The following is a 21,452-nucleotide window of genomic DNA, read 5'->3' as shown; positions in this document are numbered from 1 at the left end:
CCCTAGATCTCCACTTGGCTGCCCAACTCAACCACGCGGTTGGTCGGTAGCCTGAAGAACTCCATCGGCGTTGCGGCATTGCGCATCATCCAGGCAAAGATCTTCTCTCGCCACACGGCCATGCCGGGCTTTTCCGCCGTCAGAAGCGTCTGGCGGCTGAGGAAGAAGCTGGTCTGCATCATCTCGAACTTGCCGCCGCACATGTCGATTTTCTCGAGCGCGGCGGGAACGTCCGTCTCTTCCATGAAGCCGTATCGCAGGATCACGCGGTAGAAGCCGTCGCTCAAATCCTGGATCTCCACCCGCTCGGCCGCGTCCACATAGGGCACGTCCTCGATCTGGACGGTCAGCACCACCACACGCTCATGCAGCACCTTGTTGTGCTTGATATTGTGCAGCAGCGCCGAGGGCGTTCCGGTGGAGCCGGAATTCATGAAGATCGCCGTGCCGGACACGCGCTTGGTGGAATTGTTGGCGGACTTGGCGAAGATATCGAGCGGCAGGCCGATCTCCGTCATCCGCTCGCGCATCAGCTTGCGGCCCTTCGACCRTGTGGTGAGCAGGGTGAAGGCGATGCCGCCCACCAGCAGCGGGAACCACCCGCCATCGGGCACCTTGGTGAGGTTCGCCGCGAAATAGGCGCCGTCCACGATCAGGAACACCAGCACCACCGGAATGGCGATCCACAGCCGCCATTCCACACACCCACGAACAGCACCGCCATCAGCAGCGTGTCGAGCGTAACCGCACCCGTCACCGCGATGCCGTATGCCGCCGCGAGGTTGGAGGAATTCTGGAAGGTCAGCACCAGGATGATAACCGCGCACAGCAGCGCCCAGTTGATGATCGGAATGTAGATCTGTCCGTGATGCTCGTCGCTCGTATGGCGGATCGACAGGCGCGGCACGAAGCCGAGCTGGATCGCCTGGTGCGTGATCGAGAAGGCGCCCGAAATCACTGCCTGGCTGGCGATGAAGGTCGCCGCCGTGGCCAGGAAGACCAGCGGCAGGCGCAAATATTCAGGGGCGAGGAAGAAGAACGGGTTCATGATCGCATCTTCAGCCGCCGCATCGGGCAAGCTCAGGATCATGGCACCCTGCCCGAAATAGTTGAGCAGCAGACACGGCATGACGAAGCCGAACCACGACAGGCGCATCGGACCGCGGCCGAAATGGCCCATATCGGAATAGAGCGCCTCCGCACCCGTCACTGCCAGCACGACCGAGCCGAGTGCGAGGAAGGCGTAGATCTTGTCGGTCAGGAAGAACTGCACTGCGTACCAGGGGTTCAGCGCCCAGAGGATTTCCGGCGTGCTGACAATCTGGATTGTGCCCAATGCGGCGATGACGGTGAAATAGATGATCATCACCGGCGCAAACAGCGCACCCACCTTGGCCGTGCCGCGCTTTTGCAGCGCGAACAGGCAGACGAGCAAGCCCAGCGCGATAGGGATGACGAAGCGGCTGAGGCCCGGATCGACGACCGTAAGGCCCTCCACCGCCGATAAGACGGAGATGGCGGGCGTGATCATGCTGTCGCCGTAGAACAGGGCCGTGGCGAAGACGCCCAGCAGGACGACGAGCCAGCTGTAATTGGTGTTGCCGACGCTGCGGGAAAGCAGTGCGACAAGGGCAAGGCTGCCGCCCTGCCCCTTATTGTCCGCCCGCATCAGGATGGAGACATACTGGATCGAGACGACCAGCGTCATCGACCAGAAGATCAGGCTGACAACGCCCAGGATGTGGAGATCGTCGATCGGCAGCGTATGCGCGCCACGAAAGGTCTCACGGAAAGCATAGAGCGGGCTGGTGCCGATATCGCCGAAGACGATACCGATGGCCCCTGCCGCCAGTTTGACCTTGGCGGATTGCGACTCGTTGCCGTTGCTGGTTGCACTCATCGGGATTTACGCCCCTTATCGCGCCCGAAAGCGCGGGAAGGCGGCGCCATTAGCAGCGCCGCTCGCCTTGCGCAACATGCTGCAACGCAACATCACTGTGGCTCGTTTGCTTCAGGTTCCGGCGCCGGGATGGCGCCTGCTTGTGCAAGCATGGTTTCGAGCCGCTCGACCCGTTGAGAAAGGAAGGCCCGCGCGGCTTGCGCATCCTCGCTGTCTTCCTGCGGCATGGCCTCCAGCGCGCCGCGCCAGACCTGCCGCGCTTCCATCATCCGGCCCTGCCGAATCAGCGAAAGGCCGATGAAATAGGCGGGTGCGGGGTTCTCGGGAGCGATCCGCGCCGCCTCGCGAAAAGCGTAGAGGCCCGCTTGGGTCAGTGCGCCATCGGCCTGTTCGGTCAGCGCGTTGCCCAGTGCTACCCAGGCATCGAAATCGCGCGGATTCTCTGCGACCACATGACCATAGAAGCCGGCGGCATTCTCGAAACTGCCGCGCCGGGCGAAGCCATCTGCGACAAGGACCGTATCGCTGGAGGATGCGAGCGGGCCGTAAATCAGCGTCTTGCGCGAATCGATGATCTGCCAGTCGTCGGAATAGGCTTCCTGCGCGGCGGATTTGGGCGCGGCGGAAATGTCGGGGCTCGCCTGAAGCGTGTAGCCCGTAAGGCCGAACACCAGCGCGGCGGCAAGGCTGGTCCAGCTCGTGCGCGGCAGGCGGAAGGCGATCACGCCCACAGCAAACGCGGCGACGGCGAGGACAAGGGCGATAATCCAGGTCACTCCCCCGCCCCCTTGCTACGCCGCGCGAACCGTCCGCGCAGGATGAAGAACACGATCACCAGCAGCGCCAGCGGTATGGCGAAAAGCGGCCAGGTGGCAGCGGTAACGCGCGGCTGGTAGCTGACATAATCGCCATAGCGCTGGATCAGCCAGGCGCGAATGTCCTCTGGGTCTTCGCCCGCGGCAATGCGCGTGCGGACCTGGTGGCGCATATCGCCCGCCATCGGCGCATCGCTGTCGGCGATCGACTGGCTCTGGCACTTGAGGCAGCGCAGCGTGTGCATAAGCTCGGTCGCCTGCGCCTCCAGCTCCGGGTCTTCCAGCTGCTGGTAGGCATAGGGCGCCGGCGGCAGGCTGTCCTGCGCGGCCAGTGGCGCGGCGAGCGCCAGGGCGATCAAGGCGAGAAGCACCCTCATGCCCCCGCCTCGCGCAGTCTCGCAAGGATTCCAGGCACATGCTCGGGCCTTATATCGCCGATATGCTGGTAGGTGATCACGCCATTGCCATCGACCACGAAAGTCTCCGGCACGCCCGAACTGCCGAGCGAGAGTTGCACTTCGCTGATGTCGTCAGCTCCGACGCGGGTGAAGGGATTGCCATAGACCTGCAGGAAAGCGGCGACGTCTTCCGGCCGGTCGCGAATAGCGATGCCGACGATCTCCGCCCCGCTATCCCGCAAGGTCTCCAGCTGCGGCGCCTCCGCGCGGCAGGGAACGCACCAGCTGGCGAAGATATTGACCAGCTTGGGCTGGCCGTCGGCAAGATCGGCGGAGGACAGGCCCGGCTGGCTTTCCAGCGCCGGGCGCAGGTCGAAGGCCGGGATCGGCTGTCCGATCATTGCACTCTCGACGAATTCGTCTTTCGGTTGTGTCAGCTGGTAGGCGAACAGGCCGAACAGCCCGGCAGCCAGCGCGACAAGGCCCCAAAGGAAATAGCGCAGACCCTTCATGCCCCTGCTCCAGCGGCCAGAGCCTCTTCATCGGCCTTGCGGTCGGCAATCTTTCGCGCGGCGACGCGGCGGCGCAGGTCGCCGGAGACACGTCCGATGATCGACAGCACGCCGCCCAGCGCGATCAACAATCCGCCATACCAGATCCAGGTCACGAAGGGTTTCCACCACAGCCGCAATTGCCAGCGCCCATCCTCCGCCTGATTGCCCAGCGCGGCATAGAGCTGCCCATTCCAGCGGGTGACAAGCGCCACTTCGCTCGTCTCGGTCGGCGGCGACCAGAAGGAGCGTGCCTGCGGTTTCGCCTCGCCTGCGGGTGCGCCCTTGTAGGTGAGGCCAAGGTCAGCCTCGATCGCGGTCCAGTTGGGACCAGCAACGGGCTTAACCGATCGCAATTCAACCTGCCACGGCCCATCCTCGATCACATCGCCGACGCTCGCAGCCACCAGCCGCTCCTGCTGAAAGGCGGTGTCGGCAGCCATGCCGAACAGCGCGACGGCCACGCCCAGATGCGCGATCACCATGCCCCATACGGCGATCGGCAAGCGGCGCAGCGAACGGCCCCTCAGCGGCAGGACGCTGCCCACCGCGACCATGGCGGCAAGCGCCAGCCCGAGCAGCGGCAACAGGTCGATATCAGCGAGCAGCCACACGGCCAGCAACGTCACCACCGCGATCGCTGCAAGAATAATCACCGGAATGCGGATGCGCGCGAAGCTGTCTCCCCGCCAGCGCAGCAGCGGCCCGATGGCGAGCACGACGAGCATCGGCAGGAAGAAGATCGCAGCCACCGGGTTGAAATAGGGCGGCCCGACGGAGACGCGCACATCGAAGGCCTCGGTCAGCAGTGGGTAGAGCGTACCAAGCAGGACAATTCCGAGGATCGCGGAGAGTGCGACATTGTTCACCACCAGCGCGCCTTCGCGGCTGAGGATCGAGAAGCGCTCACCCTCCGCCACCGTGCCGGCGCGCGTGGCGAACAATACCAGCGCGCCGCCGATATAGAGCGCCAGCAGCATCAGGATGAAACTGCCGCGCTCCGGATCGACCGCAAAGGCATGGACCGAGGTGAGGATGCCCGACCGGACGAGGAACGTGCCGACCATGCTCATCGAGAACGCGACGACGCCGAGCATGACCGTCCATGCCCGCAAGGCGTCGCGTGCTGCCAGCACGCTCACCGAATGGAGCAAGGCCGTTGCGGCCAGCCACGGCATCAGCGCGGCATTTTCCACCGGGTCCCAGAACCACCAGCCACCCCAGCCAAGCTCGTAATAGGCCCAGTAGGAACCGGCGGTGATACCGATCGTCAGGAACACCCATGCCCCCAGCACCCAGGGGCGCATCACGCGGGCAAATTCGGGCGTCACCTGCCGCGTCAGCAGCGCGCCGACCACGAAGCTGAAAGCCACCGACAGGCCGACATAGCCCACATAGAGGTTGGGCGGATGGAAAGCTTGCCCGATATCCTGCAGCAGCGGGTTGAGGCCGTTGCCCTCCACCGGCGGAAGGGGCAGCCGTTCGAACGGGTTAGAAGTAAACAGGATGAAGGCGTAGAAGCCCAGCGCAAGGAAGCCCTGCGCGCCGAGCGTCGCCAGCATGGTCCGCTCCGGCAGGCGCCGCTCCAGCGCCGCGATCAGCCCGCCTGCCAGCGCCATTACCGTAATCCACAGCAGCATCGAGCCTTCATGGTTGCCCCATGTACCGGCGAGCTTGAAGATCATCGGCTTGGCCGAATGCGAATTGGCGGCGACCAGCTTCACCGAAAGGTCGGTGGTCGCAAACAGATAGATCAGCGCGAGGAAGGAAAGGCCGCAGAGCAACGCCTGCACCAAAGCCGCCGGTCGTGCGAGCGCAGCCACCTGCTCCCCACCCTCGCGCATGCCGAAAAAGCCCGCAACAAGCTGCAGGCCCGCCAGCGCGGCGGCCAGCCACAACGCGACGAGGCCGAATTCTGCGATCACGCCGCCGTCCCCGCCGAGGCGTCATTGCGAGGAGCGAAGCGACGCGGCAATCCAGGATTGCTTGAAGCCGCCTCTGGATTGCCGCGCGACCTGCGGTCGCTCGCAATGACGAACAATCGATCGGGCGCCATCATTCCAGCGTCGCCTCGACCTGCGCGCGCACTTCCTCGGTGCTCATGCCTTCCAGCTCGCGCGGCATGTAGTTTTCGTCATGCTTGGCGAGGAGGTTGTCGGCGACGAATGTGCCGTCCGCTCCCATACGCCCTTCGGCCACCACGCCCGACCCTTCGACGAACAGCGCGGGGACGATACCGGTAAAACTGACGGGCACGCGTGCCTCGCCATCGCCGACGATGAAATTGACCGTAATGCCGTCCTCGGCGGTCTGGATGGAGCCTGCCTCCACCATGCCGCCCAGCCGCACGCCCTGGTCGGGAGCGGGGGCTTCGGCGACGATCTCGCTCGGCAAGTAGAAATAGCTCGCCTGGCTGCGCAGCGCCCATGCGGCGAGCAGGCCTGCCCCCACCAGCGCGACGAGCGCGATGACCAGCAGCACCAGCCGCTGGTGCTTGGGTTTGATGCCAGAATTACCCTGCCCGGTCATTTCCCGCGCGTCTCCTCTCGCTTGGCTTCGGCCCGGCGCATGGCGAGCCAGCTCCAGCCGAGCAGCGCGACCGTGCTGACGATCGTCACCGCATAGGCGGCCCAGACGAAGTCCATCATGTCGAATGTTTCGCGCATCAGATACCTTCCGCCGCCTGCATCGCCTTGCGCCTCAGCCGCGCTTCCGCCTGCATGTCGGCCAGGATCGTCCGCATGCGCATCAGCACCACCGCGCCGAACAGCAGGCTGAAACCCAGCACCGCCGTTAGCAAGGGATAGAGATAGACCGGATCGATCGCGGAATTGCCCATGGTCAGGCTGGGCGGCTGGTGCAACGAGTTCCACCACACGACCGATCGGTTGATGATCGGGATATTGATCGCCCCCACCAGCCCGAAGATCGCGGCAATGCGGCTGGAGGAGCCTTCGCGTGCCAATGCCGAGGACAGCGCGATATAGCCGAGATAGAGGAACAGCAGCACCAGCATGCTGGTCAGCCGCCCGTCCCACACCCACCAGGTGCCCCATGTCGGACGCCCCCAGATGGAGCCGGTCGCAAGGCAGAGGAAAGCGAAGACCGCGCCCGGAACCGCAGCGGCACGTGCGGCGATGCTCGCCAGCGGGTGCCGCCAGACAAGCTCCACCAGGCTGGCAATGGCGATGGCGGTCCAGCCGCCCATGCCCAGCCATGCGACGGGCAAATGGATGAAGAGGATCTTGACCGAATCCCCCATCAGCCGGTCCGGCGGGGCACTGGTAAAGCCCCAGAGCAGCGCGCCAACGGTCACAACAATGCCCGACACCAGCAGGAGCGGGGTCAGCCAGTTGGCGAGCCTCAGAAAGCGGGCGGGATTGGCGAAACCGTGCATGGGATAGATCGCGAAATTGCGTTTGTCCCTTTGGCAGGTGCGACAAGCTATCTCAAGGGAAATGGCGCGATTTTGCCGGTCAGCCGCGTCCGATCAGTTTTTGTGCCATGCGGTCGGCCACGATATGCGCGCCCTCGCCCGAAGTGGCGCTTTCCTGCCAGATTTCGTGGAGGCGGCGCGGGATGTGGGAAATCAGCTCCTGCACCTGCCCCGCAGTGCATTCGCGCATCTCGCGGCGACAGAGATATTCCAGGCTTACATTGATAATGCCGCCGGCATTGATGACATAGTCCGGCGCATAAAGGATATCGCGCGCCGCCAGCGCCTCGCCATCGCCGTGCTTGGCGAGCTGGTTGTTGGCACCGCCCGCCACGATCGCGCAATCGAGCCCGGCAATTCCCTCTGCATTGAGAATCGCACCAAGCGCATTGGGACTGAAAACGTCGCAAGGCGTGGTCATGATCGCATCGGCGGCGACAGCCTTGCCCTCGACCTCGCTAGCCAGTGCCTCGGCCCGCTTTGGGTCGATGTCGGCCACGGTCAGCTTCGCGCCGTCGGCGGCGAGCAGGCGCGCGACGCCGCTGCCCACGCTGCCGCAGCCCTGCAGTGCGACATGCACGCCATTCACGCTACCCTTGCCCAGCTTGTGTTCGACAGCGGCGCAAATGCCGAGATAGATGCCCTGTGCGGTAAACGGCCCGGGATCGCCGCCGGCAGCGCCATCGGCGACCGGCAGGCCGCAGACATGCTGCGTTCGCTCGGAAATGGCGACCATGTCCGCCTCGCTCGCCCCGACATCTTCCGCCGTCACATATTTACCGCCCAAAGCTTCCACTGCATCGCCGAATGCGGCGAGCATTTCGGCGGTCTTGGAGCGATTCTTGTCGAGCAGCACCACCGCCTTGCCCCCGCCCATCGGCAGGCCGGCCATGGCGTTCTTGTAGCTCATCCCGCGGCTGAGGCGCAGCGCATCGGTCATCGCGGCGGCGGGATCGGCATAATGCCAGAAACGCGTGCCGCCCGCGCCGGGGCCGCAATGGGTGGAATGGAGGGCGATGATCGCGGTAAGGCCGCTGGCGCGGTCATGCACCAGCTCCACCCGTTCATGCTCGTCCCAATCGGGGGAAGTCCAGAAAGCCGCGCCGGAAGTCGCCATGTGCATGCCCTTGAAAAGCCGTTGTTGCGGGCAGCTATGCAAGGGGGAAATGGGGCGATCGAGGGGTCTCGAACCCCCGACCTCCGGTACCACAAACCGGCGCTCTAACCAACTGAGCTACGATCGCCATATCCCATGCACGCATGCCTGGATGCGTGGCTGTTAGGGGCCTGCGCCAGCCGGTCAAGCGGCTTATCGCGCAGGCGAGCGCCTCTTGCACAAGCGGGGCCGATTGCAAAGGAAAAATTGCGCGGAATGGCGCTTACGGCAAGATTCTTGCCCGGCCCTTTCCCGCTTGCCTGTCCGCAGCCGCACATTATCACCGTTTCCATGCCGAATCCCGGAGAGACATCCGCCGACATCCTGCAGGCCGATCCTGCCATCCGCCGCGTGCCGAGCGAGCGGCTGGAACTGTTCTTCCGCCGCGACTTCCTGTCGCCTGCACTGTGCGATCAACTGATCGCGCTGGTGGAAAAGGACCGCCGCCCTTCCACCATCGCCGATCCCAATGGCGACAACTACTTCCGCACAAGCGAAACCTGCGATCTATCGGCAGAAGAACCAGCTGTGCAGGAGCTGGAACAGCGCCTCGCCGCGCTCAACCATATCGAGCCCGCTCATGGCGAGCCGGTGCAGGGCCAGCGCTATGACGTGGGGCAGGAGTTCAAACCGCATACCGACTATTTCGAGCCGGGCGGTACGGATTTCGAGAAGTTCTGCTCGATCGCGGGCAATCGCACCTGGACTTTCATGATCTATCTGAACGATGTCTCCGCCGGCGGCGGCACGCGTTTCAAGGTGATCGGCAAGACCTTCCAGCCCGAAAAGGGCATGCTGGTGTGCTGGAACAACAAGCGCCTGGACGGGCGGCCCAATCCCAACACGCTCCATCACGGCATGAAGGTGCGCAAGGGCGTGAAATATGTGATCACCAAGTGGTATCGCGAAAGGGAATGGGGGTGAACGTGGAGACTATTCGCAAGGGATCATGCCACTGCGGCACGGTGCAATATGAAGCGCGGTTTCCCAGCGGGGAGCTGTCCGGTTCGCGGTGCAATTGCTCGATGTGTGCGATGAAGGGGGCGGTAATGGTCTATGTCCCGCTGGAGGCGGTGACGGTGACCGAAGGCACGGATTCGCTCTCCTGCTACAGCTTTAACACGGGCGTGGCGAAGCACCATTTCTGCAGCAAGTGCGGCATTCACTGCTTCCACCAGGCCCGCTCCGACCCGGACAAATACGCGATCAGCGCGGCAACGCTGGAAGGCGTGCGGGTCTATGAGGATTTCGTCGATGTGCCGGTGAATGACGGCCAGCACCACTCGCTCGACAATAATGGCGAGCGCCGCCTTTCGGGAACGCTGCATTTCACCCCTTCACCCGACGGGAAATGGCACAAGGAAGGCTGGTAGGCCGCAAACGAAAAGGGCGGCCCCGCAGGACCGCCCTTTGTTGTTCGCAGATAGCGCTGTCGCTTACTTCTTCTTCAGCGAGAGGCCACCGAAACGCTGGTTGAACTTGGCCACGCGGCCACCGTCCTGCAGGCGCTGCGGGCCACCGGTCCATGCCGGGTGGCTGGTCGGGTCGATTTCGAGGTTCATCGTATCGCCCTCGCTACCCCAGGTGGAGCGCGTCTGGAATTCGGTACCATCGGTCATCTTGACCGTGATCATGTGGTAATCGGGATGCGTATCGGCCTTCATGGCATATGTCCTTTGCGTCTGGCCGGTTCCGACCGGCCCTGCAGTTGGTAATCTCGGAAAGGCGCGCGCTTAGCGATGCACGTGCCTTTTTGCAACAGTAAACGGGCCAAAGGCCCTCCCGTAGCTGCCCCGAAGCGAAGCGGAGGGAACATCAGCGAGGATGCAGGCCCGGATGAGCCTGCACAAAGATCAATCAGGCGCGTCGGCGATCATGGCAGTGAACTGCACGTCGCAGGTTACCTTGCCATCGACGCTGGCCTTGCCCCAGAACTTGCAGACCTTCGCCCGCTGCTGGACGAAACCGACATTCAGCTCGAGCAGGCAGCCCGGCTCCACCGGGGCGCGGAACTTCGCGTTCTCGATCGCCATGAAATAGACGAGCTTTCCGCTGCCGGCGAGGCCCAGCGTCTCGACTGCGAGGATGCCTGCGGCCTGCGCCAGCGCTTCCACCTGCAGCACGCCCGGCATGATCGGGCGGCCGGGGAAATGACCCTGGAAGAAGTCTTCATTGAAGCTCACCGCCTTGATCGCGGTGATCTCCTCGCCCTTCTTCAGCTCGGCCACCCGGTCGACCAGCAGCATCGGGTAACGATGCGGCAGGGCCTTGAGGATGCGCGTGATGTCATATGGCGTCTCGACGTCGCTCACTGCCCTGCCCCTTCTCTCTTCAGATCAACGCGGCGGCGTTGCACCGTTGGCGGCCGGAGCGGCTGCCTGCTGCTGCTGCGCGGCAACGATCGCGCGGACCTGCTGCACCTGCTGCATCAGCTGGATGGTCGCCTGGTTGGGCTGCCAGCCCTGCGGCGGCGTGATCGACACGTTCGGCAGACGGGCATTGATTGCCTCGATCACAGCTGGGGTGACGTTGATGCCGTCCGCGGCGAAATCGATGGCTTCGGGCGCCAGCATGATCTGGATGTTGCGATCCGACATCACCTGCTGGGAAGCAGGCGCGTACTGCTGGCCGACCTGGTTCACAACATAGAGCTGAGCAAGCTGGATCGGTGCCTGAACCTGCGCGATCTGCTGGTCGATCGTGTTGATCTGCTGAACGGTAGGATTGCTGTCGTTGAGCGCGGCCTGTTCAGCCTCGTCAAGCTGGCCATTGCCATTTGTGTCGAGTTGCTGGATCAGGCCTTGGCGCTGCTGGACCAGTTGTTCGGCCTGGGTGATCTGCGCCTGGTAGGTGGTGCGGATCTGTTCGTAGCCACTCTGCAGCGGCTGGGAGCCGGCAACGGCCACGCCGATATCGGCGGAAGCCATGCCGTTGATCTGGGCCTGTGCGGGCGCAGCGGAAAGGGCCAGCGACACACCGGCAAGGGCAGTCGCGGCCAGGGCGGACTTGGAAGTCTTGCTAAACATCAGAATGCTGTTCCTACGTTGAATGAGAGGATCTTGGTTTCATCGCCTTCCTGCTTGAGCAGCGTATGGGCGAGGTCGATCCGGAACGGACCGAAGGGCGAGTTCCAGTTCACGCCGATGCCGACAGACAGGCGCGGCTTCGGCGAATCGCCGAAGAAATCTTCCTGGAACGGATCGAAGCGACGGCCGATCGGCGTGTTGACCGAACCATCGGGAGCAATCGGATTGGTGACCACCTCCACGCCGGTAACATCGCCGGCATCGTTGCGGACAAATTGCTGGAAGGTGGCGAGACCATCTTCGTTCAGGCGCGGGATGAACAGGCCATCGGGCGGCGGGCTCTGAACCAAGGTGGGCGTTTCGATCCCGAAGACCGAGCCGATATCGACGAAGATCGACGGGCGCAGGCCCAGTTCGCGGGCGCCGGTGCCCAGCGGAATTTCCAGCTCGGCGCGGCCAAAGTAGTAATACTTGCCGCCCAGCGCATCGTCCTGGTTTGCCTTGTCGTCCAGGTCACGAAGCACCAACTCGCCTTCGTCGTTCTGGATATAGGGGCGGCGCACCACGCGCGGGCCAATGCCGCGAATGTCGAAGCCACGCATGTCCGGTTCGCCGAGGAAGAAGCGGTCGGTCAGGCGGACATCCTGGCCCAGGCCGTGGATTGCACCAGCCTCAGCCCGGACCGAGAAGATGAACTGGCTGCCCAGGTTCCAGTACTTGGCTGCATTGGCCGACGCACGCAGGTAGCGCGTGCTGCCGCCAAGACCTGCAAACTGCACGTCGATACCTGCCACTTCGCCGCGCGTGGGGCGCAGGCGGCTGTCGAGCGTGTTGTAGACCATCGACAGGCCGAGGATCGACTGCGTGCGCTTGCCGATCGCTTCGCACAGGTAACGGCCGGCGAGAATCGGTTCGCACTGCGACACGCCATCACCGTCGAAATCGTCGAAGAACAGGCTCTCGTCGATCGTGACATTCTCAAAATTGAGCGTGTAACGCCCGATCACCGAGAGATATTCGGTGAGGGGCACACCGGCCCTGAAGCTGATGCCCGTGGTCGACTGGTCGTAGGTCGCGCTTTCGCGGTTGAAATAGCCGTTATTGTAATCCTGCCGGTAGATGTCCACGCCGGCGAAGATGTTGCGATCGAACAGGTAGGGTTCGGTAAAACTGACCGATCCCGAGCGCGAATAGCGCGAATAGTTTAGCGACAGGCCCACCGTCTGGCCACGGCCGCGAAAGTTGTTCTGCCGGATCGAGCCCTGGAAGATGAAGCTTTCCAGCGAGGAGAAACCGGCCGAGAGCGAGAGTTCGCCGGTCGGCTCTTCCTGCAGGTTGGCCTGCAGGATGATGCGGTCGGGCGCGCTGCCCTCGACCTGCTCGATCTCGAAGTTTTCCTGGAAGTAGCCCAGCGAGTTGATGCGTGCGGTGGAACGCTGCACCTGCAGCGAGCTGAAGGCATCACCTTCCACGATGCGGAATTCGCGGCGGATCACCTTGTCCTGGGTGATCGTATTGCCGTTGATGTCGATTTCCTCGACATAGACACGCGGCGCGTCCGTCAGCGTGAAGCGCACATCCATGGTGCGTGTTTCGCGATCGGGGAAGAATTCGGGCCGCACCTGCGCAAAGGCATAGCCATAGGTGCCGGCGGTCTCGGTCAGCCGCTCGATCGTGTCGTCGACCAGCGTCGCGTTATACCAGTCGCCTTCCTTGATCCCCAGCGATGCGGTCAGCAGATCGCTATCGAAATCGCGCAGCTGGCTGATCACCTCGACATTGCCGAACTGGTAGCGCTCGCCCTCTTCCAGCACATAGGTGATGATGAAGTCACGCTTGTCGGGCGTCAGCTCGGCCACGGCGGAGACGACGCGGAAGTCGGCATAGCCTTCGGTCAGGTAGTACTGGCGCAGCAGCTGCTGGTCATATTGCAGCCGGTCCGGGTCATAGCTGGTGTTGGAGCTGAAGATCTTGAAGAAGCCGGCTTCCTTGGTGACCATTTCCCCGCGCAGGTCGCCGTCGGAGAAGGCCTCGTTGCCGATGATGTTGATCTGGCGGACCTTGGACTTGGGGCCCTCGGTGATCTCGTAGATCACATCCACGCGGTTCTGGTCCAGCATCACCATCTGCGGTTCGACCACGGCGGCATAGCGGCCCTGGCGCTTGTACAGCTCGATGATGCGCGCCACGTCCGCGCGAACGCGGCTCCGGGTGAAGATCTGGCGCGGGAAGAGATTGATCTCTTCGACGATCTCGTCATCGTCGAGGCGGCGATTGCCTTCGAAGATGATGCGATTGATGATCGGGTTTTCCTCGACCGTGATCAGGATATTGCCATCGTTGTTCTCGATCCCGAAGTCGGCGAACAACTCGGTCGCGGCGAGATCGACCAGCGCCTGGTCGGCGCGCTCTGCCGTATAAACCTGGCCGACGCGCAGCTGGATATAGCTGATGATCGTATCGGGCTCGAGCCGCTGGGCGCCGGCGACAGTGATCGTGCGGATCACATCGCCCTGTTCCTGCGTCGCTGCAGGAGCGGGCGAAGACTCGGATTGTGCATCGGCAGGCGCGATCGCCTCAGCCTCCGCCTGAACCTCCGCATCCTGAGCCATGGCGCTTGCCGGCATACCGGCCAGAATCGTGCATCCCAGAAGGGCTGCGGCAAAATGCGAAGCTTTTGTGCTGTTCGCGCTGGAACTCATCATCCCATCCATTTCCAACGGCATTACGCCAGTGACCTTGCGGCTGTGCGGCCCGACCCCACGGGCCCAGATACATTCAACCGCACGGTAAAGAGCGCCCCTTGCCCGATGCTCACCTTGCGATCAAGCGATCAGGGCGGGAATACGCCGTCAGTGTGATCCTTTTCCCCGCCTAGCTTCCGAATATCGGCAACGAGGCAATGTCGATAATCGTGACGAACAACATCAGCGCGAGCACGAATGCCATGCCGGTGCGGAACGCCAGTTCCTGACTGCGGGGACTTGCTGGCTTGCGGCGGATTGCTTCTGCCGCATAAAATGCCAGGTGCCCGCCGTCGAGGACGGGGATTGGCAGCAGGTTGATGAATGCCAAATTAAGCGAGATGAAGGCGACGAAATTGATGAAGGCAAGCCAGCCGAGGCTCAGCTGTTCGCCCGAAAACTTGGCAATCTTTATCGGTCCGCCAAGTTCTTCGACCGAGCGTTCGCCAGTGATGATCTGCCAGATTCCGGTGACCATCATCTTGGTCGCAGTCCAGCATTCCTGAAAACCGAATCCGATGGAGGCGACCGGACCGACCGGGACCAACTCGCCCGCGCCTGACGAAATGCCCACACGCCCGAGTTGCGACTTGTTGCCAAAGCGGTCCACCATGTCGACCGCAGCGATCGTGATAGGCACGGTAGCCGTCTGGCCGTCGCGCTCATAGGTCAGCGAAATGGTGTGACCGGGAAAGGCGATCACATGTTCGCGCACCTGCTGGAAATCGTCGATCGGATCGCCGTCGATGGCGACAATGCGGTCGCCTTCTTCCAGCCCGGCAGCAAGCGCCGGCGAATCCTCCGAAAATCCGTCAATGACCGGCGGCGTGGTGGGCATGCCAAAGGCCATGGCGAAGCCGGCAAAGATAGCTACGGCGATCAGCAAGTTGGTCACCGGACCGGCCGCCACGATCAGTGCCTTCTGCCACAGCGGCTTGGCCTGGAAATACTTGGCGCGCTCCTCCTCAGGCAGGGCGAGATATTCCTCGCTCGGCTGGCTGGCCGGACTCATGTCGCCCGCAAACTGCACGTAGCCGCCCAATGGCAGCGCCGAGATGCGCCAGCGCGTTCCGCGCCTGTCTGTCCAGCCGGTCAATTCCTTGCCGAAACCGATCGAGAACACATCCGCCTTCACGCCGAACCAGCGTCCGACGAGGTAATGGCCAAGCTCGTGCAGCGTCACCAGAGGTCCCAGCACAAGCAGGAAACCGACAATCATCATCCACGGGGATACGGATTCAAGCGCTTCGGGCATTAGGTCAGGCAGGCTCCAGCATGGTCATGGCAAGCTGGCGCGCTTCGGCATCGACGGCAAGCACTTCATCGAGGCTTGTCGGTGCGCGCGGCAGCTCTTTGTCGAGGGTTCTGGCGACAATTGCCGAAATTTGGGTGAACGTAGCATTACCCTTGAGGAAAGCCTCCACCGCTACCTCGTTCGCGGCATTTAGGACGGCAGGCGCCGCCCCGCCCGCCACGGCCGCCTCGCGCGCCAGTTTCGTGGCAGGAAAACGGTCCTCGTCAGGGGCGAAGAAGCTGAGTTCGCCGATAGTCGGGAGGTCGAGCGGCCTGCAGGCCGTATCCATACGCTCCGGATAAGCGAGGCAGGAGGCGATCGGCACACGCATGTCGCTGGGCCCGAGCTGCGCAAGCGTCGATCCGTCGCGATATTCGACCATCGAATGGATCACGCTCTGCGGGTGGACGACGATGCGCAGGCGGTCGAGGCCGACGGGGAAGAGATGCCAGGCCTCGATGAACTCCAGCCCCTTGTTCATCATCGTCGCGCTGTCGATGGTGATCTTGGCGCCCATATCCCAGTTCGGATGCTTCAGTGCCTGTTCGCGCTTCGCCTCGGCGAGTTGCTCGTGGCTCCAGGTGCGGAATGGCCCGCCGCTGGCAGTGAGTGTAATCCAGCGCACATCGGCAAGGTCATTGCCCTCAAGGCACTGGAAGATCGCATTATGCTCGCTGTCGGTTGGGAGCAGCGTAGCGCTGTGGCGCTTCACCGCGTCCATCAGGATATCGCCGGCGGAGACCAGCGCCTCCTTGTTGGCGAGCGCGATGGTTTTGCCCTGCTCCACGGCGGCCATTACCGGCGCGAGGCCAGCGCAGCCGACAATCGCCGCAACGGTGACGTCCGCGCCCAGCGCCGCTGCTTCGCACAGCGCCTGCGAGCCACCGGCGGACTGGATCGAGGTGCCGGACAACCCCTCGCGCAGGTCAGGCAGGCAGGTTTCGTCGCCCACAACCGCCAATTCCGCGTCGAATTCGATGGCCAGCGCCGCCAGTTCCTTCGCCGAGCAATTGGCGGTGAGCGCCTTTACGTCCCATTTGTCCCGCTCCCAGCGGATCAGGTCGAGCGTGGAGGCGCCAATGGAGCCCGTGGCGCCGAGGATGGTGATGGAGCGGGTCATACGTACCAGCCGCCCAGCGGAAACGGCGCGATCAGGCTGGCAATGGTCACGGGCAGCAGTCCGTCCACACGGTCGAACACGCCGCCATGGCCGGGAATGAGATTGGAACTATCCTTCACCCCCGCCTTGCGCTTGAGCCAGCTCTCGAAGAAGTCCCCCGTCTGCGCCACGACGGCCAGCAAGGCCCCACTTGCGGCGAGCAGCAGGACATGTTGCGTGGGCAGCTCGATCGCATAGTCCCACAGGCTGTTTTCGAGATACAACATCGCCACCGCCCACAAGGACGCCGCCGTCATGCCCCCGATCAGCCCCGCCCAGGTCTTGGACGGGCTGATGCGCGGCGCGATCTTCGGTCCGCCGATGGACCGCCCGGCGAAATAGGCGCCGACATCGGTGCAGATCACCGTACCGACCAGTGCCAGCACCGGCAGCATCGTCAACAGGGCAGGCGGATTGTCGAGCGGCTGGGAAATCTGCCCCATCCAGTCACGCCGGCTGGCAAGGATGGCCCCTGCGCCGCCGATATAGGCCGCGCCAAGGATTAGCGCCGGATAGCGAAACAGGCTCTTGTCCGTCGCCGCCCAAACCAGCCGGGCGAACTCCCCGAAGCAGGCCGCACAGACGACGAGGACGAACAGCGCCCAGAAGGGGTTGCCCAGCCACAGCGCCGTTCCCGCCACCAGCAGCATGACAATGGCCGACAGCGTCCGAACACCGAGATCGGACTTCTTCGCCGTAGCCGGTGCCGCTTCACCGTCCGCCATAACGCCGCTCCCTCCGTGCGAATTCGTCCAGTGCGGCCTTCAAGTGGTCCTCGCCAAAATCGGGCCAGAGCACGTCCAGGAAGAGCATTTCGGCATAGGCCGATTGCCACAAGAGGAAGTTCGACAACCGCACTTCGCCGCTGGTCCGGATCAGCAGGTCGAGCGGCGGCAGGTTGGCCGTATCGAGGTTCGCCTCGATGCTCTCCACGCTCACTTCGCCTTCCGCCGCAGCCTTTGCCGCAGCGCGGGCGATTTCCTGCTGTGAGCCGTAATTGAGCGCCACCGCCAGCGTGCGCGTCCCGCCGCTGGTCTTCGCCAGCGCATGTTCAAGCTTTTCGACAATATCCGGCTGGAAAGCCTTGTAATCGCCGATGATCTTCAGACAAACGCCCTGTTCCACCATGTCATCGAGATTGGCCTCGATGAAGCGGCGCATCAGCGACATGAGGTCGGAAATCTCCTCCTCATCGCGCTTCCAGTTCTCGCTGGAGAAAGCATAGAGCGTCAGGCACTCGATCCCCAGCGTCTCGCACGCCTTCACCGTGCGGCGCACCGCCTCCCCGCCCTCGCGATGGCCTATCGCGCGCGGCAAGTGGCGTTTCTTCGCCCAGCGGCCATTGCCATCCATGATGATGGCGACATGGCGAGGGATGGATACGTCCGTCATTTCAGGGACCCGTGCGCCACCAGGGTCACGATCACTGGGTCATGATTTCCTTCTCCTTGTTCGCAGCGGCAGTGTCAGTCTCCGCGACATATTTGTCGGTGAGCTTCTGTACTTCCTCTTCCATCCGCTTGCGATCGTCCTCGGAAATTTCCTTCTTCTTCTCGTCTTCCTTCAGCGCCTCGTTCGCATCGCGACGGACGTTGCGGATGGCGATCTTGGCTTTTTCCGCATAATTGCCGGCCAGCTTGGCCAGCTCCTTGCGCCGCTCCTCGGTCAGGTCGGGCATAGGCAGGCGGATCGTCTGGCCGTCGGTCATCGGGTTAAGGCCGAGATTCGCGTGAGCGATGCCCTTCTCCACCGCGATCACATTGCCTTTGTCCCACACCTGCACGCTCAGCATGCGCGGTTCGGGGGCGGAAACGGTCGCCACCTGACCGATCGGCATCATCGCGCCATAGACTTCGCACATCACCGGATCGAGCAGGGCCACATTGGCGCGCCCGGTGCGCAGGCCGCCCAGGTCGCCTTTCAGGCTCTCGACCGCGCCAGCCATGCGGCGTTCGATATCGGCCTTGTCGTATTTCGCCATGTCACTTGTTCCCTTGCACTATCGTCTGCACGCCTTCGCCCGCCAGCACACGTGCGAGATTGCCCTTTTCGCGGATCGAAAACACCACGATGGGGATCTCGTTATCGCGGCACAGGGCCACGGCGGAAGCGTCCATTACCTTCAGATTGTCTGCCAGTACCTTGTCGTAGGTGACTGTATCGAAACGTTTTGCATCGGGGTTCTTCTTGGGATCTGAGTCATAGACCCCATCCACGCTGGTCCCCTTGAGCAGCGCGCCGCACTGCATTTCCGCCGCGCGCAAAGCCGCCCCGCTATCGGTGGTGAAATAGGGCGCGCCGACGCCGGCGGCAAAGATCACGATGCGCCCCTTTTCCATGTGCCGTTCCGCCCGGCGGCGGATCACCGGCTCGCACACCGCATCCATCTGAATGGCGCTCTGCACACGGGTGTGGACGCCAAGGTTCTCCAGCGCATTTTGCATGGCGAGTGCGTTCATCACGGTCGCCAGCATGCCCATGTAATCGGCCTGCGCGCGGTCCATCCCCTTGGCCGCGCCCGCCATGCCGCGGAAGATATTGCCGCCGCCGATGACGAGGCAGATTTCCAGCCCCGTATCCTTGGCCGCCTTCACCTCTCGTGCCAGCTCCGCCACGGTTTCCTGGTTGATGCCGAACTGCTGCTCGCCCATCAGCACCTCGCCCGAAAGCTTGAGCAGGATACGCTTGGAATTGGGGAGCAGCATGGCGTGGCGTGACCTCTGTGCGCGAAACGGGATGCGCCCTTATAGAGTGGTGCGGACAGGTGCCAAGAGAGTTGCCGTGCAACTTCCCGGGAATGCGCCAGATTTGCACGGTGCTCTACAAAGCAAAACGGCCGGAGTGACGCTGTCACCCCGGCCGCCTTGATTGCGATTCGCCTGGAAAGGCGAAGGATCAGCCGCCGACGGCAGCTGCGACTTCTGCGGCGAAGTCGCTTTCTTCCTTCTCGATGCCTTCGCCGAGCTGGAAGCGGACATAGTCCTTCAGCACGATGGACGTGCCGGCTTCCTTGCCGGCCTTCGCCACGACGTCGGCGATCGGGGTCTTGTTGTCCATCACGAAGAGCTGGCTGAGGAGAGCGTTCTCCTTGGCGAACTTCTTGATGGCGCCATCGACCATCTTTTCCTGCACTTCGGCAGGCTTGCCGCTTTCGGCAGCCTTTTCCGCGGCGATCTTGCGCTCACGCTCGATCACTTCGGCGTCGAGGCCGTCGGCGTCCAGCGCCTGCGGGAAGGCAGCGGCGATGTGCATCGCCAGCTGCTTGCCCAGCGCTTCAAGCACGTCGGCACCGGCTTCGGATTCGAGCGCAACGAGCACGCCGATCTTGCCGAGGTTCGGCGCAGCGGCATTGTGCATGTAGGGCACGATGACGCCGTTGGAGACCTCAACGGTCTTCATGCGACGAACCTGCTGGTTCTCACCGATGGTGGCGACATTGTTGGTCAGCTTGTCCGACACGGTGCCGCCATCGGGATAGGCAGCGCCCTTCAGCGCCTCGACATCGTCGCCGTCCACACCCAGGGCAACCTCGGTGGTCTTGCGAACGAAGTCCTGGAACTGGTCGTTCTTGGCAACGAAGTCGGTTTCCGAGTTCACCTCGACCGCGACACCGCGGGTGCCGGTCACGGCAACACCGACCAGGCCCTCTGCCGCGGTGCGGCTGGACTTCTTCTGGACGGCGGCAAGGCCCTTGGCGCGCAGAGCGTCAACTGCGGCCTCGATGTCGCCATTGGCTTCTTCAAGAGCCTTCTTGGCGTCCATCATGCCCGCGCCCGAAATCTCGCGCAGCTTCTTTACGTCAGCGATGGTATAAGCAGCCATCTGCCTGCTCCTTTGTATTCTATACGGGCACCGGACCCGCGAAGGGATCCGGCGCGCTAACTTGCGATTGTGACGCGCGCCTTACTCGGCAGCAGCGGCTTCGGCAGCAGGAGCTTCCTCGGCCACGGCCGCTTCTTCGGGCGGCGTGTCCATGGCGCCGATATCGGCACCCGAATCCGCCACATTGTCGGCACCGCCCTTGGTCGCGGCCTGTGCGATCGCATCGCAATACAGGCGCACGGCGCGGCTGGCGTCGTCATTGCCGGGAACGGGGAAGGCGATACCGGTCGGGTCGACGTTGGTATCAAGAACGGCGATAACAGGAATGCCAAGCACATTGGCTTCCTTGATCGCCAGTTCCTCCTTGTTGGCATCGATCACGAACATCACGTCCGGAATGCCGCCCATGTCGCGGATACCGCCCAGCGACAGTTCCAGCTTGTCCTTCTTGCGGGTCAGCTGAAGGATTTCCTTCTTGGTCAGGCCGTGCATGTCGCCCGAGAGCTTCTCTTCGAGGCTCTTGAGTTCCTTGATCGACTGCGAAATCGTCTTCCAGTTGGTGAGCATGCCGCCCAGCCAGCGGTGGTTGACGAAGTGCTGGCCGCTGGCACGCGCGGCCTGTGCGATCGGCTCCTGCGCCTGGCGCTTGGTGCCGACGAACAGCACCTTGCCGCCTGCGCGGACGGTCTGGGCGACGAAGTCGAGCGCGCGCGCCATCAGCGGCACGGTCTGCGACAGGTCGATAATGTGAACACCGTTGCGGGCGCCGAAGATATACGGCTTCATCCGCGGGTTCCAGCGGTGGGTCTGGTGGCCGAAATGTGCGCCGGCCTCGATCAATTGCTGCATGGTGACGGTGGGTACCGCCATAGGGAATTCCTTTCCGGTTAGTCCTCTGGAAGGCGGGGAACCGGCCGCGAAGTCAATCTCCGCAGGCGGCACCGGTATGTGTGCCTTCCATGTGAATTTGCCGCTCTGACCATGGACCGGAATGGCCCAAGGGGAAACGACGCCGCGGCGCATAGCGGCAAGTGCCCCGGATTACCAGCCCCAAAAGGCGAAATGCGATGCTTGCGCGAAAAGCGGCTTGACAGGCCGGAACGAAATGTGAACAAGAAGGAACAGATTGGGAACACGGGAACGAAAGCCCG

The 21,452-nt window shown here is 63.1% G+C and carries 22 protein-coding genes, 1 tRNA gene and 1 pseudogene; 2 read left to right on the top strand and 22 right to left on the bottom strand.

Annotated elements, in window-relative coordinates; translation table 11 throughout:
• Window positions 1-2: 2 nt before the first annotated feature.
• The 10 genes and pseudogenes from E5222_RS05850 to E5222_RS05805 all read right to left on the bottom strand — a co-directional run bounded on the left by E5222_RS05850 (window position 3) and on the right by E5222_RS05805 (window position 8,344).
• Window positions 3-1,900 (bottom strand): annotated as a pseudogene (locus tag E5222_RS05850) (potassium transporter Kup).
• Between the two features lie 92 nt (window positions 1,901-1,992).
• Window positions 1,993-2,676, bottom strand: a complete 684-nt coding sequence (locus E5222_RS05845; RefSeq protein WP_136692742.1) for a cytochrome C biosynthesis protein — start codon at window positions 2,674-2,676, stop codon at window positions 1,993-1,995.
• Entirely contained in the window at window positions 2,673-3,092 is a 420-nt protein-coding gene (locus E5222_RS05840; RefSeq protein ID WP_136692741.1) for a cytochrome c-type biogenesis protein, read from the bottom strand. The genes E5222_RS05845 and E5222_RS05840 overlap by 4 nt, the downstream gene beginning before the upstream one ends.
• Complete coding sequence (locus tag E5222_RS05835) at window positions 3,089-3,625, bottom strand: DsbE family thiol:disulfide interchange protein (RefSeq protein ID WP_136692740.1); 537 nt, start codon at window positions 3,623-3,625, stop codon at window positions 3,089-3,091. The genes E5222_RS05840 and E5222_RS05835 overlap by 4 nt, the downstream gene beginning before the upstream one ends.
• Window positions 3,622-5,589, bottom strand: coding sequence for a heme lyase CcmF/NrfE family subunit (locus tag E5222_RS05830; protein WP_136692739.1), 1,968 nt, complete (start codon window positions 5,587-5,589; stop codon window positions 3,622-3,624). Before E5222_RS05830 ends, E5222_RS05835 begins: the two co-directional genes overlap by 4 nt.
• A 130-nt stretch (window positions 5,590-5,719) precedes the next feature.
• Window positions 5,720-6,193: a cytochrome c maturation protein CcmE gene (ccmE, locus tag E5222_RS05825; RefSeq protein ID WP_136692738.1), complete on the bottom strand. Its 474-nt coding sequence runs from the start codon at window positions 6,191-6,193 to the stop codon at window positions 5,720-5,722.
• The gene (gene ccmD, locus E5222_RS05820) at window positions 6,190-6,330 is read right to left on the bottom strand and encodes a heme exporter protein CcmD (protein WP_136692737.1); all 141 of its coding nucleotides are present in this window, start codon (window positions 6,328-6,330) and stop codon (window positions 6,190-6,192) included. Before ccmD ends, ccmE begins: the two co-directional genes overlap by 4 nt.
• A complete protein-coding gene (gene ccmC, locus E5222_RS05815; RefSeq protein ID WP_136692736.1) occupies window positions 6,330-7,061 on the bottom strand; it encodes a heme ABC transporter permease CcmC in 732 nt (243 codons plus the stop codon). Before ccmC ends, ccmD begins: the two co-directional genes overlap by 1 nt.
• Before the next feature lie 79 nt (window positions 7,062-7,140).
• A complete protein-coding gene (locus tag E5222_RS05810; RefSeq protein WP_246021550.1) occupies window positions 7,141-8,223 on the bottom strand; it encodes a Glu/Leu/Phe/Val family dehydrogenase in 1,083 nt (360 codons plus the stop codon).
• A gap of 44 nt (window positions 8,224-8,267) precedes the next feature.
• Window positions 8,268-8,344: transfer RNA gene (locus tag E5222_RS05805), tRNA-His, on the bottom strand.
• 203 nt (window positions 8,345-8,547) lie between these two features.
• Between E5222_RS05805 and E5222_RS05800 the strand changes: the two genes are divergently transcribed.
• Window positions 8,548-9,180, top strand: coding sequence for a prolyl hydroxylase family protein (locus E5222_RS05800; RefSeq protein ID WP_136692735.1), 633 nt, complete (start codon window positions 8,548-8,550; stop codon window positions 9,178-9,180).
• Window positions 9,171-9,629 (top strand): GFA family protein, encoded by a 459-nt coding sequence (locus E5222_RS05795; RefSeq protein WP_136692734.1) that lies wholly within the window; start codon window positions 9,171-9,173, stop codon window positions 9,627-9,629. Before E5222_RS05800 ends, E5222_RS05795 begins: the two co-directional genes overlap by 10 nt.
• Window positions 9,630-9,692: 63 nt before the next feature.
• Here E5222_RS05795 and rpmE read toward each other — a convergent pair whose 3' ends face one another.
• From rpmE to rpsB, 12 genes are all read right to left on the bottom strand, one after another.
• On the bottom strand, window positions 9,693-9,920 hold the full coding sequence (gene rpmE, locus E5222_RS05790) for a 50S ribosomal protein L31 (RefSeq protein ID WP_136692733.1): 228 nt from the start codon (window positions 9,918-9,920) through the stop codon (window positions 9,693-9,695).
• A gap of 189 nt (window positions 9,921-10,109) precedes the next feature.
• A complete protein-coding gene (fabZ, locus tag E5222_RS05785; RefSeq protein WP_136692732.1) occupies window positions 10,110-10,568 on the bottom strand; it encodes a 3-hydroxyacyl-ACP dehydratase FabZ in 459 nt (152 codons plus the stop codon).
• A 24-nt stretch (window positions 10,569-10,592) separates the two neighbouring features.
• A complete protein-coding gene (locus tag E5222_RS05780; protein WP_136692731.1) occupies window positions 10,593-11,282 on the bottom strand; it encodes an OmpH family outer membrane protein in 690 nt (229 codons plus the stop codon).
• Window positions 11,282-13,987 carry an outer membrane protein assembly factor BamA gene (gene bamA / locus E5222_RS05775; protein WP_136692730.1) on the bottom strand — a complete coding sequence of 902 codons (2,706 nt, stop codon included), beginning with the start codon at window positions 13,985-13,987 and terminating at the stop codon, window positions 11,282-11,284. Before bamA ends, E5222_RS05780 begins: the two co-directional genes overlap by 1 nt.
• A gap of 169 nt (window positions 13,988-14,156) precedes the next feature.
• Window positions 14,157-15,281, bottom strand: a complete 1,125-nt coding sequence (gene rseP / locus E5222_RS05770) for an RIP metalloprotease RseP (RefSeq protein WP_246021549.1) — start codon at window positions 15,279-15,281, stop codon at window positions 14,157-14,159.
• Window positions 15,282-15,285: 4 nt separating this feature from the next.
• Window positions 15,286-16,440: a 1-deoxy-D-xylulose-5-phosphate reductoisomerase gene (locus E5222_RS05765; protein WP_136692729.1), complete on the bottom strand. Its 1,155-nt coding sequence runs from the start codon at window positions 16,438-16,440 to the stop codon at window positions 15,286-15,288.
• The gene (locus tag E5222_RS05760) at window positions 16,437-17,204 is read right to left on the bottom strand and encodes a phosphatidate cytidylyltransferase (protein ID WP_136692728.1); all 768 of its coding nucleotides are present in this window, start codon (window positions 17,202-17,204) and stop codon (window positions 16,437-16,439) included. Before E5222_RS05760 ends, E5222_RS05765 begins: the two co-directional genes overlap by 4 nt.
• Window positions 17,191-17,871: a polyprenyl diphosphate synthase gene (uppS, locus tag E5222_RS05755; RefSeq protein ID WP_136692727.1), complete on the bottom strand. Its 681-nt coding sequence runs from the start codon at window positions 17,869-17,871 to the stop codon at window positions 17,191-17,193. Before uppS ends, E5222_RS05760 begins: the two co-directional genes overlap by 14 nt.
• Window positions 17,872-17,902: 31 nt before the next feature.
• Complete coding sequence (frr, locus tag E5222_RS05750) at window positions 17,903-18,460, bottom strand: ribosome recycling factor (protein WP_136692726.1); 558 nt, start codon at window positions 18,458-18,460, stop codon at window positions 17,903-17,905.
• 1 nt (window position 18,461) lies between these two features.
• Window positions 18,462-19,184: a UMP kinase gene (gene pyrH / locus E5222_RS05745; RefSeq protein ID WP_136692725.1), complete on the bottom strand. Its 723-nt coding sequence runs from the start codon at window positions 19,182-19,184 to the stop codon at window positions 18,462-18,464.
• A gap of 190 nt (window positions 19,185-19,374) precedes the next feature.
• Complete coding sequence (gene tsf, locus E5222_RS05740) at window positions 19,375-20,301, bottom strand: translation elongation factor Ts (RefSeq protein ID WP_136692724.1); 927 nt, start codon at window positions 20,299-20,301, stop codon at window positions 19,375-19,377.
• A gap of 81 nt (window positions 20,302-20,382) precedes the next feature.
• Entirely contained in the window at window positions 20,383-21,171 is a 789-nt protein-coding gene (gene rpsB, locus E5222_RS05735; RefSeq protein ID WP_136692723.1) for a 30S ribosomal protein S2, read from the bottom strand.
• Window positions 21,172-21,452: the final 281 nt, after the last annotated feature.

Source organism: Alteraurantiacibacter aquimixticola (assembly GCF_004965515.1).
Lineage (GTDB): Bacteria > Pseudomonadota > Alphaproteobacteria > Sphingomonadales > Sphingomonadaceae > Alteraurantiacibacter > Alteraurantiacibacter aquimixticola.
The sequence above is the reverse complement of the archived record's forward strand: the minus strand, read 5'-3'. Positions and strand labels throughout refer to the sequence as shown.